The 15,245-nt window shown below is 70.7% G+C and carries 13 protein-coding genes; 4 read left to right on the top strand and 9 right to left on the bottom strand.

The window, feature by feature from the left end; all coding sequences use genetic code 11:
• Positions 1 to 6: 6 nt before the first annotated feature.
• From AB0E90_RS24570 to AB0E90_RS24580, 3 genes are all read left to right on the top strand, one after another.
• The gene (locus tag AB0E90_RS24570) at positions 7 to 759 is read left to right on the top strand and encodes an ABC transporter ATP-binding protein (protein WP_360409885.1); all 753 of its coding nucleotides are present in this window, start codon (positions 7 to 9) and stop codon (positions 757 to 759) included.
• Positions 756 to 2,612, top strand: coding sequence for an ABC transporter permease (locus tag AB0E90_RS24575; RefSeq protein ID WP_360409888.1), 1,857 nt, complete (start codon positions 756 to 758; stop codon positions 2,610 to 2,612). Before AB0E90_RS24570 ends, AB0E90_RS24575 begins: the two co-directional genes overlap by 4 nt.
• 167 nt (positions 2,613 to 2,779) lie before the next feature.
• Complete coding sequence (locus AB0E90_RS24580; protein WP_360409890.1) at positions 2,780 to 3,319, top strand: hypothetical protein; 540 nt, start codon at positions 2,780 to 2,782, stop codon at positions 3,317 to 3,319.
• A gap of 1,302 nt (positions 3,320 to 4,621) precedes the next feature.
• Here the strand turns inward: AB0E90_RS24580 and AB0E90_RS24585 are convergent.
• From AB0E90_RS24585 to AB0E90_RS24620, 8 genes are all read right to left on the bottom strand, one after another.
• Positions 4,622 to 5,278: an FMN-binding negative transcriptional regulator gene (locus AB0E90_RS24585; RefSeq protein ID WP_360409893.1), complete on the bottom strand. Its 657-nt coding sequence runs from the start codon at positions 5,276 to 5,278 to the stop codon at positions 4,622 to 4,624.
• A gap of 146 nt (positions 5,279 to 5,424) precedes the next feature.
• Entirely contained in the window at positions 5,425 to 6,288 is an 864-nt protein-coding gene (locus tag AB0E90_RS24590) for a hypothetical protein (RefSeq protein WP_360409896.1), read from the bottom strand.
• A complete protein-coding gene (locus AB0E90_RS24595; RefSeq protein WP_360409900.1) occupies positions 6,285 to 6,809 on the bottom strand; it encodes a SigE family RNA polymerase sigma factor in 525 nt (174 codons plus the stop codon). The genes AB0E90_RS24590 and AB0E90_RS24595 overlap by 4 nt, the downstream gene beginning before the upstream one ends.
• Positions 6,810 to 6,877: 68 nt before the next feature.
• Positions 6,878 to 7,945, bottom strand: coding sequence for a DUF3616 domain-containing protein (locus AB0E90_RS24600; RefSeq protein WP_360409903.1), 1,068 nt, complete (start codon positions 7,943 to 7,945; stop codon positions 6,878 to 6,880).
• Positions 7,946 to 7,987: 42 nt separating this feature from the next.
• The gene (locus tag AB0E90_RS24605) at positions 7,988 to 9,355 is read right to left on the bottom strand and encodes a M28 family metallopeptidase (RefSeq protein WP_360409906.1); all 1,368 of its coding nucleotides are present in this window, start codon (positions 9,353 to 9,355) and stop codon (positions 7,988 to 7,990) included.
• Between the two features lie 70 nt (positions 9,356 to 9,425).
• A complete protein-coding gene (locus tag AB0E90_RS24610) occupies positions 9,426 to 10,031 on the bottom strand; it encodes a hypothetical protein (RefSeq protein ID WP_360409909.1) in 606 nt (201 codons plus the stop codon).
• Between the two features lie 122 nt (positions 10,032 to 10,153).
• Entirely contained in the window at positions 10,154 to 11,476 is a 1,323-nt protein-coding gene (locus AB0E90_RS24615) for an ATP-dependent 6-phosphofructokinase (protein WP_360409912.1), read from the bottom strand.
• 25 nt (positions 11,477 to 11,501) lie between these two features.
• The gene (locus AB0E90_RS24620) at positions 11,502 to 12,209 is read right to left on the bottom strand and encodes an ElyC/SanA/YdcF family protein (RefSeq protein ID WP_360409915.1); all 708 of its coding nucleotides are present in this window, start codon (positions 12,207 to 12,209) and stop codon (positions 11,502 to 11,504) included.
• A 6-nt stretch (positions 12,210 to 12,215) separates the two neighbouring features.
• On the opposite strand from AB0E90_RS24620, the gene AB0E90_RS24625 reads away from it, so the two are divergent.
• Positions 12,216 to 12,908 carry a GNAT family N-acetyltransferase gene (locus AB0E90_RS24625; RefSeq protein ID WP_360409918.1) on the top strand — a complete coding sequence of 231 codons (693 nt, stop codon included), beginning with the start codon at positions 12,216 to 12,218 and terminating at the stop codon, positions 12,906 to 12,908.
• A gap of 30 nt (positions 12,909 to 12,938) precedes the next feature.
• On the opposite strand, the gene AB0E90_RS24630 is transcribed toward AB0E90_RS24625, so the two are convergent.
• Entirely contained in the window at positions 12,939 to 15,176 is a 2,238-nt protein-coding gene (locus AB0E90_RS24630; protein WP_360409921.1) for a glycoside hydrolase family 3 N-terminal domain-containing protein, read from the bottom strand.
• Positions 15,177 to 15,245: the final 69 nt, after the last annotated feature.

Here is a 15,245-nt window from a genome sequence, read left to right on the forward strand (position 1 = left end):
TTCGCCATGACGACAACGACCATGACCAGGGCATCCGCGGCGGTGACGCTGAGCGCGATCAGCCGGGTCTACGGGCGGGGCAACGCCTCGGTCCGGGCCGTCGACGACGTGACGCTGGAGTTTCCGCGCGGCGCCTGGACGGCCGTGATGGGCCCTTCGGGCTCCGGCAAGTCGACCCTCTTGCACTGTGCCGCCGGGCTCGAGCGGGTCGACTCCGGCCAGGTCCTGCTCGGCGACACCGACCTCACGACGGCGGGCGACCGCCTCCTGACGTCGCTGCGCCGCACCCGGATCGGCTTCGTCTTCCAGAGCTTCAACCTGATCGGCTCCCTCACGGCGGCGCAAAATGTGGCGCTGCCCCTGCGCCTGGCCGGCCGGCGGCCGTCGTCCGCGCTCGTGCGCGACACGCTCGCCTCGGTCGGGCTGGCCGACCGGGCCCGGCACAAGCCCCGCGAGCTCTCCGGCGGCCAGCAGCAGCGGGTGGCGATCGCCCGGGCCATGGTGACCGGGCCCGACGTGCTGTTCGCCGACGAGCCCACCGGAGCGCTCGACTCGACCTCGGCCGTGACCGTGCTGGAGCTGCTCCGCCAGATGGCGTCGGCCGGTCAGAGCATCGTCATGGTCACCCACGATCCGCTCGCCGCCGCCCGCGCCGACGCGGTGGTCTTCCTGCGCGACGGCCGGGTGGTCGACCGGCTCGCCGGCGCGAGCGCGCGTGACGTCGCCGCCCGGCTCGCCTCGCTGGAGGTCGGGTCATGATCGCGCTGTTCGCGGGTTCGCTGCTGTCGGTCACGCTCGGCGTGGCGCTCGTGCAGTCGTCACTGCTGCTGCTGATCACCGCGGCGACCCTCGACCCGCCGGCCGGCCTGGGCACCGCCGAGCGGATGGAGTTCTCCGACAACATCACCGCCGCCGTCTCCATGCTCGGCCTGATCCTCGGCATCGCCACGTTCCTGGCCGGATTCATCATCAGCTCCACGTTCGCGTTCACCGTCGCCCAGCGCCGCCGCGACTTCGCCCTGCTGCGCCTGGTCGGCGCCGGCCGTGGCCAGGTGCGCCGGCGGCTGCTGCGCGAGGCGGTGCTGCTCGGCGGCCTCGGCGCGGCGGCCGGAGTGCCGGTCGGCCTCGCGGTCATGGCCGGGCAGGCGGCGCTGATGAGCCGTCTGGGCTTCGTGCCGGCCGGCTTCGAGGGCCGGTGGCAGCCGTGGATCCTCGGCGTCTCGTTCGGCACCGGCATCGTCCTGGCCCTGGCCGGGGCGATGGTCGCGGCCCACCGGGCGGCGCGGGTGCAGCCCCTGGAGGCGCTGCGCGACACCGGTGCGGCGGCCAGGGTGATGACCGCGACCCGGTGGATCGCCGGGCTGATCTTCGCGGGCGGCGCGCTGGCGCTGATCATCGTGGCCCCGGTCGGCGGTCCCGGCGGCGGCGCGGCCATGGCGATGAACGTGCCGTTGCCGGCGGCGATCGCGGCCGCCGCGCTGAGCCCGCTCGTGGTGCCGCTGCTCGGGCGTCTGCTGCCGACCGGCCGCGGAGTGCTCGGGGTGCTGGCCCGGGCCAATCTCTGGGACGCGCGACGGCGCAGCGCCTCGGTGGCGGCGCCGCTGATCGTGCTGGTCGCGCTGGTCGTCGGCACGGCCGCGGCCGGCGCGTCGTTCACCGACGCCGGCATCAACGAGCTGCGCCGCCAGACCCACGCCGACCTGGTGGTCACCGCCACCGGCCCGGTCGGTCCGGCGATCGCCGCGGTCCCCGGCATCGCGTCGGCCTCCACCGAGCTGTCGATGCCGGCGACCGTCGTCGCGGGCGACGAGTCGGAGTCGGCGTCGGCCCTGGTCGTCGACCCGGCGACCTACGCTCTCGCGCACTCAGTGACCGGCGGGCTGTCGGCGCTGGCGGGTCACGCCGCGGCGGCCGGTCCCGGCGGCGAGGTGCCGACCAGCGGGACGGTCCGACTGTCGCTGCCCGACCTCGATCTCGGTGCGGTGCCGATCGTGGCATCGGTGCCGGTCACCATCAGCGGTGGCGTCAACCTGCTGCTGCCGCCGGGCCTGGTGCCGGACCGACTGCTGGCCGACGCGCCCGCGCAGTCCTTCGTCACCCTGGCCCCGGGCGCCTCCGCCGAGCAGGTGCGGGCAGCGCTGGGCCGGATCGGGACGGTGACGGACGCCGACGACTGGCTGCGCGACGACGCGGCCGCCCGCTCCGCGGTGAACGACAAGATCTTCCTGGTGGTGATGGGCCTGGGCGCCCTCTACGCGCTGATCGGCGTGGTCAACTCGATCGTGATCGGCGCCGCGTCGCGCCGCCGGGAGTTCGCCGCGGCCCGGGTGGGCGGCCTGAGCCGCCCGCAGGTGCTGCTGGCGGCCCTGCTCGAGTCCTCTGCCGTGACGGTGGCCGCGATCCTGCTGGGGGCCGCGGCCGGCGCCGGCGCCCTGATCGCCGCCGCCCGCACCACCTCCGCGGTGACCGGCACCGCCACCGTGACGCTGCCGTGGCCGCTGATCGCCGCCGTCTGCGCGGTGGCCCTGGTCGCAACCGGAGCCACCAGCCTGATCACCTCCTGGTCAGCAACCAGGCCCGCCCCGATCACGCTGCTGGCCGCCCGCGAGTAACCGCAGCCAAGTGCCGCCTCGCATCGCCCGGCACGGCTGCGCGTTCTCAACCAACCTGGTTGAGCCTCGGTCCAGCCGCGCACTGATTTGCCGAGAAGAGCGCGTGCAGCCATGCCGACATACGGATGTGATAACCCGAACTAGAAGGGTCGAGGATAATGAGATATATGGCACGCGACAGTTGGGTGGCGGATCGAATTCAGGAGTTCGATCGGTTACGTGGGCGGTGGGTAAAAGCATGGTCGGGTGTTGAGATGGCGCTCCGCGAGGAAGCTGCTCTGGGTGGTGGCCCGCAGTTCGAAGATCCTGCCGTGGCTTGCCTCCAGATGCTGGTTCTCGGCGCCCACCTGAGCGATGACTCTTTCGTGACCGTTGGCACCTATCAGGACGACGATGTCTGGGGTCTGCGATTAGGCCAGCAGACCAATTACGCGTCAGCAGAATGGACTGGAATCTACCGTCTACGAGGTCTGCCTGAGCTGCCGATCGGCGAGATCAACGACGTCTCAGTACTTCTCGACGAGGAACTCCTTGCCGAGGTGGTCTTGCGCATCCACGGTCAGCCGGTACTGCTGATGGCCGGTGAAGTGTACGAGTCTGCCGAGAATCGACTGAGCCTCGTTGCCCTGGACGAATCGGTTCTGGTGTTCACTGACCCTTCGGCAGCGGAATCATCGGAATGGGTTCCCAAACAGCGCAGGAAATAGCCCGTCTAGGTTTCCCGTGATTACGAGTTCCACGCGGCGGTGATGTTGGCATTTTCGCGCTACGACGCGACCCTTGACAGTATTCGGCGGCCGGATCGTCCGCCGAGCCGATAGCGTCACGTGAACTCGGCGTTGCGGCACTCAATTAGCTGCCGACGGCGCTCGTGAGCGGAAACCTCTACAGCAGCCCTTGGCCGAGCGAGAGTGCGAATGCGGGGCCTGGTCGGCGCGGCTGCCAGCCGACGGCCAATGCCTGCTGGATGCCCGCGGCAACGGTCGCGGGGCGAACAGGCACGCTCGGTAGACTGAGCCAGTTCCCGGGATGCGCGTACGGAAGCGCCACCACCAGCGGTGCACCGGATCCATCAGGGAGTTCGGCAACGAACGTCAACGGTGACCAGCCGAGGGCTTGACTGTAGGTCGGCCTACGTCTCACCAGCCAGCGAAATTCGAGGCCATCCACGACGATGCGTCTGGATCCTCTACTGGGCAATGTCACGAACCACCTCCGCGTTAGGCCCGCCCTGATTCGGCAGGCTAACCGAATAGCGCGGCAACGACTACCGAGTTCAGGTTCATGCCATCAGTTATGACGGGCAGTTGAGGGTCTGCAAGACCTTGCCAGTCTCAACGTCCAGGACGACCGCTGCCCTGGCTGAGAATTGGCCACAAACCGTTGCCGCGTCGAAGGATCTCACCGTGTGAGCGGGTTCCCCAGGAACGCCAAGAAGGGCCGCGCCCGTTGCCATGATGATCAACCAGCGTGGATGTCGCCACAGTGTCCGGCTCGGAGCGATCTGAGGGGGAGAGTCGAGATCGATGACGGGCACGTCCGTGATCCTAAAGGCTGAAAGCGTGGCCGCGTCCACACTTGGTGGGCCAGAACCCGAAACTCGCGGACACGACGTCCGCCGACGATCAAGTGGTGCCGAGTCTCGTTGAAACGGTGCCCAGACCCGCAGAGATAGTCACTGGCATTGCAGGAAGGGCGAGCCTTTAGCGTTTAAGCCGGCCAAGATCAAGTATCCTCATCTGCCGCAGACAGGCGCAGCGGCGGGTCGTCGACCGGGCCGCTCCGATCTGTCCGATGCGCAGGGTGCGGGCGCCGGCCACCTTGGGGAAGGCGGCGCCGGTGTTCACTTGCTCAGCCTGCCGCCACCCGGCCCAGCTCAGGGCCGCCCGCCGCCCTCGGCCAGACCAACGCACGGCGGTGAGTTCTCCATGCACCTGATCCGGTCGACGCGGGGCTGAGCTGGAACGGATCAGGTCGATTTGCCGATATGCGGACGTTGCCGTGACGGGTCAAGCAGGCTTTCGTGCACTGCGTTCGTCGAGGCGGTCAGGGCGAAACGTATCGACCGCGGCGGACATCGCGTCCTCGCCGGCCGTGCGGAGTCCGGCGACGACACCATCGATGTCTGCGGCTGGACGATTCTGGCTGAGCTTGAACTTCGCCTCTACCCGGCTGATCACCAGCTGCACGCCGACGATGGCGCGCAGTTGACCGGTGAGGTACTTCTCCGGCGCGTCGTCGACCGACCACGGGTGTTCACGTCCCTGCTCGTGCCGCTCGGTCAGCCGCCTGACCATTGCCGCCACCCAAGCTGGGTCGTCGTGCACCCGGAGCTCACCGTAGACGTGTGCGGTCACGTAGTTCCAGGTCGGCACCACTCTGCCGTGCTCCCGCTTCGACGCGTACCAGGACGGCGTGATGTAGGCGTCCGGCCCGCGGACGATTGCCATCGCCTCACCGATCGGCGGCACTTTCCACTGCTCGTTATTGCGGGCCAGGTGCGCCAGCAACGATCCGTGCGGGCCGACGTCCGGGTCGTAGATCACCGGCAGATAGGTGGCCTGCAGGCCATCCACCGTATTGGTGGTCAAGTCGGCGGCATTCGCGTTCCTCAGCAGCTCATCAACGTCGGCGCCGGTAGCGGAGAATTGCGCGGAGGTGTACACCGGCGTCCTCGATTCTGGGGCTGTGGCAGAGCTGCGCCGCGGGATCGAACGGCACAAGACTAGTCGCCGGCTGGACGGCGTCCGGGTCTGCGAGCCGGCCGCTGCGCAGCGCGGGCGCCGGCCCCCGGGGAGGCCGGCGCCGGCGTTTACTTGGTCGGCACTACGTCGGCCGGGCGCTGGACCTGGACCGGGACGCCGTAGTCGGACAGTTCGACGATGAGCTTGCCCTTGCCGGACTGCAGCTTGCCCTTGACCGTGGAGCTCCACGTGAAGCCGGTGGCCACCTTCGCGATCCGCTTCTGGGCGTCGAGGGTCACGTCGCCGCGGGTGGTCGACGTCGACTTGCCTGCGTCGCTCGTCACGGTGTACTCGAAGTGGAGCGTGCCGTCGGCGTTCTCGGTGATGGTCGCGTTCTGCTCGCGCAGCGCCTTCATCAGCGCCGTCGGATCGGGGGTCGCGGCGGCGTTCTCGACATCGCCGCCCTCGATGGAGAGGTGGTCGAAGGTGCCCGGGTGCTGTCCGTAGCGGCTGTACTTCTCGCCACCGCTGTGGGGTGGCTTGCCGTCGGCCGGGGGCTCGGTGCCCTCGTACTTGGTGCCGTTGATGAGCAACTGGACCAGGAAGCCGTACTCGTTGGCGGCCTTGAGATAGCCGGTCTTGCGGGCCGGGTCGAATGCGCCCTGGTAGACGGAGTAGTCGGTGGTCACCTTCACCCGGTAGCTCGAGTCGCCGCTCGCCGTGGCCGCCGCGGCCAGTCGCAGCGCCGGGGTCTGCGCGGTTGCCGGGGGAGGGCCGGCCACGGTCGGCGCCTGGGTGCCGCCGGTGATCGTCAGGCCGGCGGCGAGAGCTCCGGCCAGGCCGGCCGCGCCCAGCGCGTACCCGATGCGCATTTTGGTCTGGTGATGGTGGTGGTTGCGGGCGGCGCGGGCGACGAGGCCGGCGGGGAAGTCGACACCGTCGGCCTCGTGCTGCATGGCCGCGGGCAGGTGGTGCTCCAGCTCAAGACTCATGATTTTGCTCCATTCCAGGCCCGGGAATCCTCTACATCCCAGGCGGCGGTCAGCTCGCGGAGACGTGCCATGCCCCGCGAGGCGCTCGACTTGACGGTGCCGACGGAACAGCCGAGGGTCGCGGCTGCCTCCGCGTCGCTCAACTGCTCCCAGTAGCGCAGAACCAGGACGGCGCGCTGCCGCGGCTGGAGCTGGGCGAGCGCCTGGATCAGCGCATGCCGCAGGGCCAGCACGTCGGCGCCGTCGGGTTGGCCGGGCGGCTCGACCTCGGCGAAGACCTCCGGCCGTCGCCGGCGACGCCGCCAGCTGTCGATCGCGAGGTGATAGAGGGTGCGTCGCAGGTAGCCCTCGACGTCACCCTGCACGCGGCCCCACGAGCGCATCACCCGCTCGAGCGCGGCTTGCAGCAGGTCCTCACCCGCGGTGCGGCTGCCGGCCAGCAGCACCGCGGTGGCGAGCAGGACCCGGCCGCGTTCCGCGACCAGGGTGTCCAGCCCTTCGAAGCTCGGTCTCCGTCGCACAAGCTCTCCTTTCGTCCGTCGCGACCAAGGACGATGGCGCGGCGCGAAAGGTTGACTTGTCGTTGTGGCTAGCGGCCGGGGAGCAGCAGGACGTCCGCGATCACACAGCCGTCGTCGGTCAGGCGGGCGCGGGCCGGGCTGTCGTAGACGACCAGGACGCGGTCGTTGCCGAGCATGCTGATGCCCTCGGCGTGGTCGTCGCCCTCGCCGAAGGTGAGCTCCAGCTCGCGGGAGATCAGGTTGTCGCGCACGATCTGGGGCGTGTCGAGGCGGGCGGCGCCGTGCCACCGGTAGATCCGCACCGGGCCGTCCAGGTCCATCGTCGGGCCGGCCAGGATCAGCAGGTCGTCGCCGTCCGGGCAGAGGTCGCGCACGCCCAGGCCCTCCAGGTCGAGCACGTGCTTGCGGTACGGCTCGCCGTCGTCGAACTCGCGCAGCCGCAGGCGGTCGGGGTTGTCGTCGGCCACGAACGGGCGCAGCTCCAGCACGAACGCCCAGCCGCGCAGCACCGGGCCGCGCAGGCCGAGGTAGACCCGGTCGCCCCGGACCGCGATGCCCTCGATATCGAGGCCGTTGTCCTTGCCGGGAATCGGCAGGAACGGGCCCAGGTGCTCGTCGTCGCGCAGCAGCGACCGGATGTTGTCCCGCCGGCTCAACGCGGCCGCCCGGTGCCGCACACCGTCGACCACGGTCTCGCGCACCGGCGTCGGCACGCCGTCGACGTCGGCGATCGGCACCCGCACCAGGATCTGCCGGTTGTCCTGCCCCTCGACCCGGGACAGCCGCTTGAGGGCCTTGCCGCCCTCGTGCTGCTCCTTGATCTGCTTGCGGCGCAGGCTGTGTGACCCCACCGCCCACAGGAACTCGCCCACGCGGGCCAGGCCCTCGACGTCGGCCTCCTCGTCGGCGTCGTCGCCGGGCAGGTCGACGAGGTCGGCGAGCCGGAACGAGGTCTCGTCGCCGAACTCGGCCGCCTTCTTCGGGTCGTCGGCCATCAGCCGTTCCACGGTCGCGGTCTCGTCACCCGCGATCCAGAGCACGTGCCCGTCGAGCCGGACCGCGGAGAGGTTGGTGTGGGTGGCCGCGTCACGGGACGTCTCCCCGAACCGCAGCCGAACCGTGTAGTCGACCGTCATGGCGTAATCGTGTCACCGCCGCGCACGGCCGTTGCCGGATTGTCAGCTTGACGGCTGAGGCGCGGCCACCGGGCTGCGGTTGCCGGCCTCGTCGACGGCGCGGACGCCGAAGAAGACGTTGTCCTTGGAGAGGTCGACGGTCGCGGTGGTCACGTCGCCGACCGGCAGGCTGTGGGTCCAGTCGGGGTCAGTGGTCTCGCGCCACACCAGTTCATAGCCGGCCAGGTCGGGCTCCGGGTTCGGCTGCCAGCGCAGGGTGGTCTCGTTGGTCAGCTGGGTGGTGTCGATCACCACGCCCTTCGGGGTGCCGGGCGCCTGCGCCAGGGACCACAGGGCCGCCGCGTTCACCCGGGCCACCCGGGCGATGTAGCCGAAGTCGCAGAACTCGATCAGGTCGCCGAACTGCACGCCGTCGACCACCCGGACGTCCTGGTGCTCGTGCGCGAAGTTCTCCCGGGGCTCGGTGAAGCGGGCCGCCGGGTAGCCCCGCAGCAGGAACGAGATGTGGTCGCTGCCGCGCAGGTAGCGGTCGCGGCGCCAGATCGGGCGCACCCGCATGCCGGTCAGCGATTGCCGGGCGACGGCGGTCACGAAGCGGCCCAGCTGCCGGGACGCGCCGTCGTTCTCGCCGCCGACGCTCCGTCGGATGTTCGCCTCGGCCGCGGTCTCCGCGGTGGGCACACCCTCCACGAACAGCCGGACGGTACGGGAATCGTCGGGCGTGCCGTCGTGCGCGTCGCCCGTTCCCACGATGTCGTTGCTGAACGCGCCCTGCACGTCCGTGCCCTGGTCCTTGAAGGTCTGGGCCAGGTGGTCGGAGCCGTACAGCCCCTGCTCCTCGGCGGCCACCGCGGCGAAGACGATCGTCGCCGCCGGGGCACGGGTCGCCATCACCCGGACCAGCTCCAGCACGACCGCCACCCCGGACGCGTCGTCGTCGGCGCCGGGGGCGTCGCTGGTCGCGTCCATCACGTCGGTCACGCGCGAGTCGTAGTGGCCGGTCACCACGTACACCCGATCGGGCGTGACGCTGCCGCGCAGCGTGGCCACGACGTTGGTGATGCGGGTCGGCGCCGGGATCCGGTTGGACACCGGCTGGATGAACGAGTCGAGCGCGACCGTCATCCGCCCGCCGGAGCGCGCCGCGTGCGCCTGCATCTCGGCGAGGATCCAGTCGCGGGCCGCGCCGATGCCCCGCGCCGGGTCGTCCTGCGCCGACAGGGTGTGCCTGGTGCCGAAGGCGACCAGGCGCCGGATGATCGCCTCGACGCGCTTCGGGTCGATCTCGCGGAGCATCTCGCGCAGCTGCGGATCAGCCGGCTGGCCGGCCGCCTCCGCCGGGCCGGCGAGACCGGCCGTCACGACCGCCGCGGATGCTGCCATGAACGTGCGCCGAGTCGGCTTGGCCATGCTGACCACTCTCGTCCCGGCGCCACGTCATGTCCATGCCTGTCGATGTCCGGCCTCTCGGTTGCCGGCGTCAGGAGGTGGCGCTGGGGACGGGCGCCGGTGTGCCGGGGACGGCGCCGTTCCCGGGGCCGTTGCCGTTGCCGTTACCGGGGCGCTGGTGCGGGCCGCCGTTGCCGAGCGGGCCGTTGCCGCGTTCGCCGAAGCCGCCGCCGCGCGGGCTGTGCTGGAAGTTCATCCGGCCCCGGTCGTCGTGCCGGTCGAAGACGGCCCATGCCGCCCCGGCGCCGCAGGCGCCCAGCACCAGGCCGATGACCAGCGCGCCGATGGCGGCCAGCAGCGGCACGCGCCGGGTGCGCAGGCCTTCGCGGGGCGCTCCGGCCGGCTGCCACCCGGGCGGGGGCTGCGAGCCGGGCGGCGGCGTCCAGCCAGGCGGGGGAGTCCAGCCGGCCGGCGGCGGTGTCCAGCCGGGCGGGAACGGCCCGGACTGCGCGACGTGCTCAGCCTGGGCGGGCGGGCCGGAGGCGGGCGGGCCGGAGGCGGGTGTAGAGGCGGCGGGTGTAGCGGCGGCGGGTGTGGCGGCGGCGGGCGTCGCCGGCGGCACGGGTGGCAGCTTCTGGGTGGGCTCGTTCGACGGCTTGGCCGCCGGTTCCTCGGCGCTGGGAGTGGGCTCGCTCATCGACGGCTCCGGATCGGAGGGGTGGTGCTGGTGGGTACGAGCATGGATGACATACCTGAAAACCCCATGGGCGTACGCCTATGAAATGCCTTTGAATCGGCCAGCGCGAGGCTGTGAGATCGTCAGGCGGCGGCCTGCTGGCGGAGCCCGGCGGTGAACACGGTGGGCTGGCCGGTCGCCTCCAGGACCGACATCCACAGGTCGCCGTTCGGGTCGACCTGGTTGCGACTGGCCACTGCCACCGGGATCGGGACGTGCACGAAGCGATTGCGCCAGCTGCCGACGACCATCTCGGTGCGGCCGGCCATCGCGGCATGCACGGCCGCCTGGGCCAGGCGAAGGCAATAGACGCTGTCGTACGGGTTGGCCGGCACGCTGCGGATCACGTAGCTCGGGTCGATGTATTTGAGGTTGGCCTCCTCACCGGCCGCGGCGAAGTCGTCGAGGATGCGGCTGCGCAGATAGATGCCGAAGTCACCGAGCCGCTTGTTGCCGGACGCGTCGGTGCCGTCCGCGCCCAGATAATCCTGCCCGGCGCCCTCGGCCACCACGACCAGCGCATGGCCGCGGGACCGGACCCGTTCGCGCAGGTGCGGCAGGAACGCCTCCACGTCGACCGGCACCTCGGGGATCAGCACGTAGTCGGCGTCGTTGTTGGCCAGCGCCGCATAGCAGGCGATGAAGCCGGAGTGCCGCCCCATGAGCTGCACCAGGCCGATCCCGCCGGGCTGCGCGGTGGCCTCGGTGTGCGCCGCCCGGATCGACTCGGTGGCCTTGCCGAACGCGGTCTGGAACCCGAAGCTGTGCCCGATGAACGGGATGTCGTTGTCGATCGTCTTGGGCACGCCGACGACCGAGATGCGGCGGTCCCGGCTGCGGATCTCGCGGGCGATCCGCTGGGCGCCACGCATCGAGCCGTCGCCGCCGATCACGAAGAGGATGTTGACGCCGAGCTGGTCGAGGCAGTCGACGATCTCGGCCGGGTCCTGGTTGCCGCGGGAGGTGCCGAGGACCGTGCCGCCGTGCTCGTTGATGTGGTCGACGAACGACGGGGTCAGCTCGACCACGTCCTGGCCGTGCCGGGCGACCATGCCGCGGTAACCGTTGCGGAAGCCGACGATCCGCCGCACGCCGTAGTGCGAGGTCAGCTCGAGCACCAGCCCACGGATGACGTCGTTGAGGCCGGGGCAGAGACCGCCGCAGGTGACGATGCCGACCCGGATCTTCGACGGGTCGAAGAAGATCTGCCGGCGCGGCCCGCCCGGCTCGAACGACGGCGGCTCGCCGGTGCGCCCGGCCAGCAGCGCCAGGGTGTCGTCGAACAGCACCCGGTCGTTCTCGTCCACGTAGTGCTCGGTCGTGCCGCGCCGGGTCACGAGGCTGCCGAGCGGCGAGCCGATCCGGCACTCGCCCAGCGTCTCCACCCGCAGATCAGCCGAATCCATGGCGGCAGGTTAGGCCGCCAACGTTTCAAGAAAGGGCCTGCTCGATCCCCGTCTCTTGGCGGCCCAGGAAGACCGGGTCGCGGTGGGACAGGGCGTCGTACGCGGCCTTGACCACGGCGCCGCGTTCGCGGATCACCGAGTTGCGCCACGGGGCGGTGTAGATGCGGACGGTGTCGTCGCCGACGCCGGTCGCGTCGACGCCCAGGTGGCGGCAGAGCGTGACCGCCCGCTCGATGTGGTAGCTCTGGGTGACCACGATGGCCTTGTCGACCCCGAAGATGCGATGGGCCCGGGCGCACGAGTCGTAGGTGTCGAAGCCGGCGTAGTCGAGCACCACCTTCGACGCCGGCACGCCCCGGGCGACCAGGTAGACCTGCATGGAGCCGGGCTCGTCGTACTCCCACCGGCGGTGGTCGCCGGACACCAGGATCGCCTTTACCTTGCCCGCGTCGAGCAGGCGCTTCGCGATGTCCAGCCGCGCCGCCAGGAACGGCGACGGCTCATTGTCGGCGTAGACCTGCGCGCCGAGCACCAGGGCCACCGGCGCCTCCGGCACCGAGGCCTCGGCGTACACCTGCCCGGCGGCCCCGCCCCGCACCCAGAGCGACGAAGAAACCAGCACGAGTACGGCGAGTAGCCCGCCGAACGCACCGACCGTGATCAGCCGGCGGCAAAAGCGAAAGACCAGGTACGGGAGCGGCACCTGCTCGACGATGCCATTTCGTGTCAACATGGCGGGATGGTCCATGACATCGACGATCCCCTCATGCTGTGGGCGGCTGAGCAGCCGGGGGCGCGATTCTGGATCCGGCCCGGTGCGATGGCGGTGGCCTGTGCCGACCTGTGCCGCGGCGACCGGGTGGCGATCCACGGCGATCCGGCGGCGGTGGCCGCGTTGCTGCGTGACGAGGTGCTGCCCGATGTCGGTCCGAGCTATCGACCGGTCGGCGGCGAGCAGTTGATCGCTGACGTGGTCGGGCTGTCGCCGCAGCTCAAGGTGGCGGGGCGATTCGCCTGGATGGACGTGGCCGGGGCGGTCGATCGCAAGCAGGCCGGGCGCTGGCTGTTCGACGACGAGCTCCCGGGCGTGACGGCGCTGCTCGACGAGTTCTTCCCGAAGTCGTACGCGCGACCCGGCGGCAACGGGGTCTACCGATGGGCGGGGCTGCACGACTACGACGGCACTCTGCTCGCTGCGGCCGCCGACGCGTGGACCACTCCGGCCGTCGGGTTCCTGGCCGGAGTGATCACCCATCCCGCGGTGCGCGGCCGGGGCGTGGCCCAGGCGATCTGCGCGTATGTCACTAACGAGCTGGCGGCCGGTCGCAACCGGGTCGCGCTGCTCGCCGACTACGACAATGTGGCGGCGATCAGCGCGTACCGCAAGCTGGGTTTCGATCTTCGGCCGGTGGCCGCGGCGCGGGTCAGCTAAGCCTTTCAGCTAAGCCTTTCAGCTAAGCCTTCAGTTGAGTCGGAAGCCGGCCTTGAGCAGGTCGCGTTCGCGCGACGACGGGCCGACCCGCAGTTCGAAGTCGCCCGGCTCGACCACCCGGCGGCCGTCCGCGGTGACCAGCGAACAGGCCGACGCCGGCAGCTCCAGCTCGACCGTGATCCGCTCGCCCGGGGGCACGGTGACCTGCTTGTACGCCTTCAGCTCGTGCACCGCCCAGGTGACGCTGGTGACGAGGTCGGAGACGTACATCTGAATTGTCTCGAACGACGGCCTCGTGCCCTCGTTGCCGAGGGTGACCGTCCCCTTGACCTGATCTCCTTCGACCCGGACCGACAGGTCGCTGTACGTCACCGGCGAGTACGACAGGCCCTCGCCGAAGACGAACAGCGGGTCCTGGGTGAGGTCGGCGTAGCGGGTGCCGTGCTGACCGCGCAGCTGGTTGTAGTAGACCGGCTGCTGGCCGACGTGCCGCGGCACCGAGAGCGGCATCCGGCCGGTCGGCTCGATCAGGCCGAGGACCAGCTCGGCGACCGCCCGGCCGCCGCGCATGCCGGGGTTGAACGCCTGGACGACCGCGGCCGCGTTCAGCGCCGACGGGGGCAGCATGCACGGCTTGGAGTTGAGCAGGACCACGATCATCGGGGTCTTGGTGGCCGCGATCGCGTCGAGCAGCGCGATCTGCCCGCCCTGCAGCTCCAGGGTCGCGGTCGACTTGTGCTCGCCGGTCAGGTTGACCGTGTCGCCGACCACCACGACCGCGTAGTCGGCCCGGATCGCCTCGCCCCGGGCCAGGTCGATCAGGTGCTCGTCGACCGGCGCGCCCTGCGAGACCGGCGGCCGCGGCTGGCCGTCCGGGTAGGTGTCACCCTCCGGGTCGGCGACCAGGCGCTCGATGTCGGCGCCGCGGGCGTGCGTGATGTCCCAGCGCTGCGGCGCGACCGCCCGGAAGCCGTCGAGAATCGTCTCGGTCAGCTCGCGCGGGTGGCCGTCCGGCATCCAGTCGACCTGGCCGGAGTTGCCGGCCCAATCGCCGAGCTGCGCGGACACGTCGTCGGCGTTCGGCCCGATGATCGCGATGCGCGTGAAAGCGCTCTCCGGATCGAGCGGAAGCACCCCTTGGTTGCGCAGCAGCACCAGGGAACGGCGGGCGACCTCCAGGTTCAGCTCCTGGTGCTCTTCGATCCCGATCACTTCGCGCTGCCGTTCCGGAGAAGGCGCCCGAGGATTTTCGAACAGGCCCATCGCGAACTTGAGCCGCAGGATCCGGCGGACCGCGGCGTCGATCTCCTCCTCGGTGAGCAGCCCGCGCTCGACCGCCTCCTGAGCGCCCTCGAAGAACGCCGGCGTCGTCATGACCAGGTCGTTCCCGGCCCGCACCGCGACCGCGGCGGCCTCGGCGTAGTCGGCGCAGACCTTCTGCTCCCACACCATCCGGCCGACGTTGTCCCAGTCGGTGACGAGGGTGCCGGTGAAACCCCACTCACCCTTGAGCACGTCGTTGAGCAGCCAGCGATTCGCGGTGATCGGCACGCCGTCCATCGACTGGTAGCCCAGCATGAAGACCTCGCAGCCCTCCTTGGCCACCCGCTCGAACGGCGGCAGGAACCAGGAGCGCAGCTTGCGCGGGCTGATGTCGGCCTCGCTCGCGTCCCGGCCGCCCTGCGTCTCGGAGTAGCCGGCGAAGTGCTTGGCGGTGGCCAGGATGCCGGTCGGGTCGGAAAGCCCGCCACCCTGGTAGCCGCGGACCATCGCCGCACCCAGCTCGCCGATCAGGAACGGGTCCTCGCCGAACGTCTCGTCGGTGCGGCCCCAGCGCAGGTCGCGGGTGATGCACAGGACGGGGGAGAAGGTCTGGTGGATGCCGGTCGCGGCCACCTCGACGGCGGTGACCCGGGCCACCCGCTCGACCAGAGCCGGGTCCCAGGTCGCCGCCATCGCCAGCTGCGTCGGGAAGATGGTGGCGCCCGGCCAGAACGAGTGGCCGTGGATGCAGTCCTCGGCGGTCAGCAGCGGGATCCCGAGCCGGGTCTCGGCGACGAGGTCGATCGCCTCCAGCATCTTCGCCGGCGAGGTGTGCAGGATCGAGCCGGCCAGCTTCTCGCTGACGATCTCCTTCACATCTCCGCGGGCGTCCAGCTGGAGCATCTGCCCGACCTTCTCCGGCAAGGTCATCCGGGCGATCAGATCCTCGACCCGTTGCCCGACCGGCAGGTCCGGATCGCGGTACGGGAAGACTTCAGCGGGCACTCGTGCCTCCGGTCGTCACGACCGCGGTGGCACGGTCAGTGGAACGCTAACAACCGGCAGTCTTCCAGG

Source organism: Actinoplanes sp. NPDC026619, assembly GCF_040638295.1.
Taxonomy (GTDB): Bacteria; Actinomycetota; Actinomycetes; order Mycobacteriales; family Micromonosporaceae; genus Actinoplanes.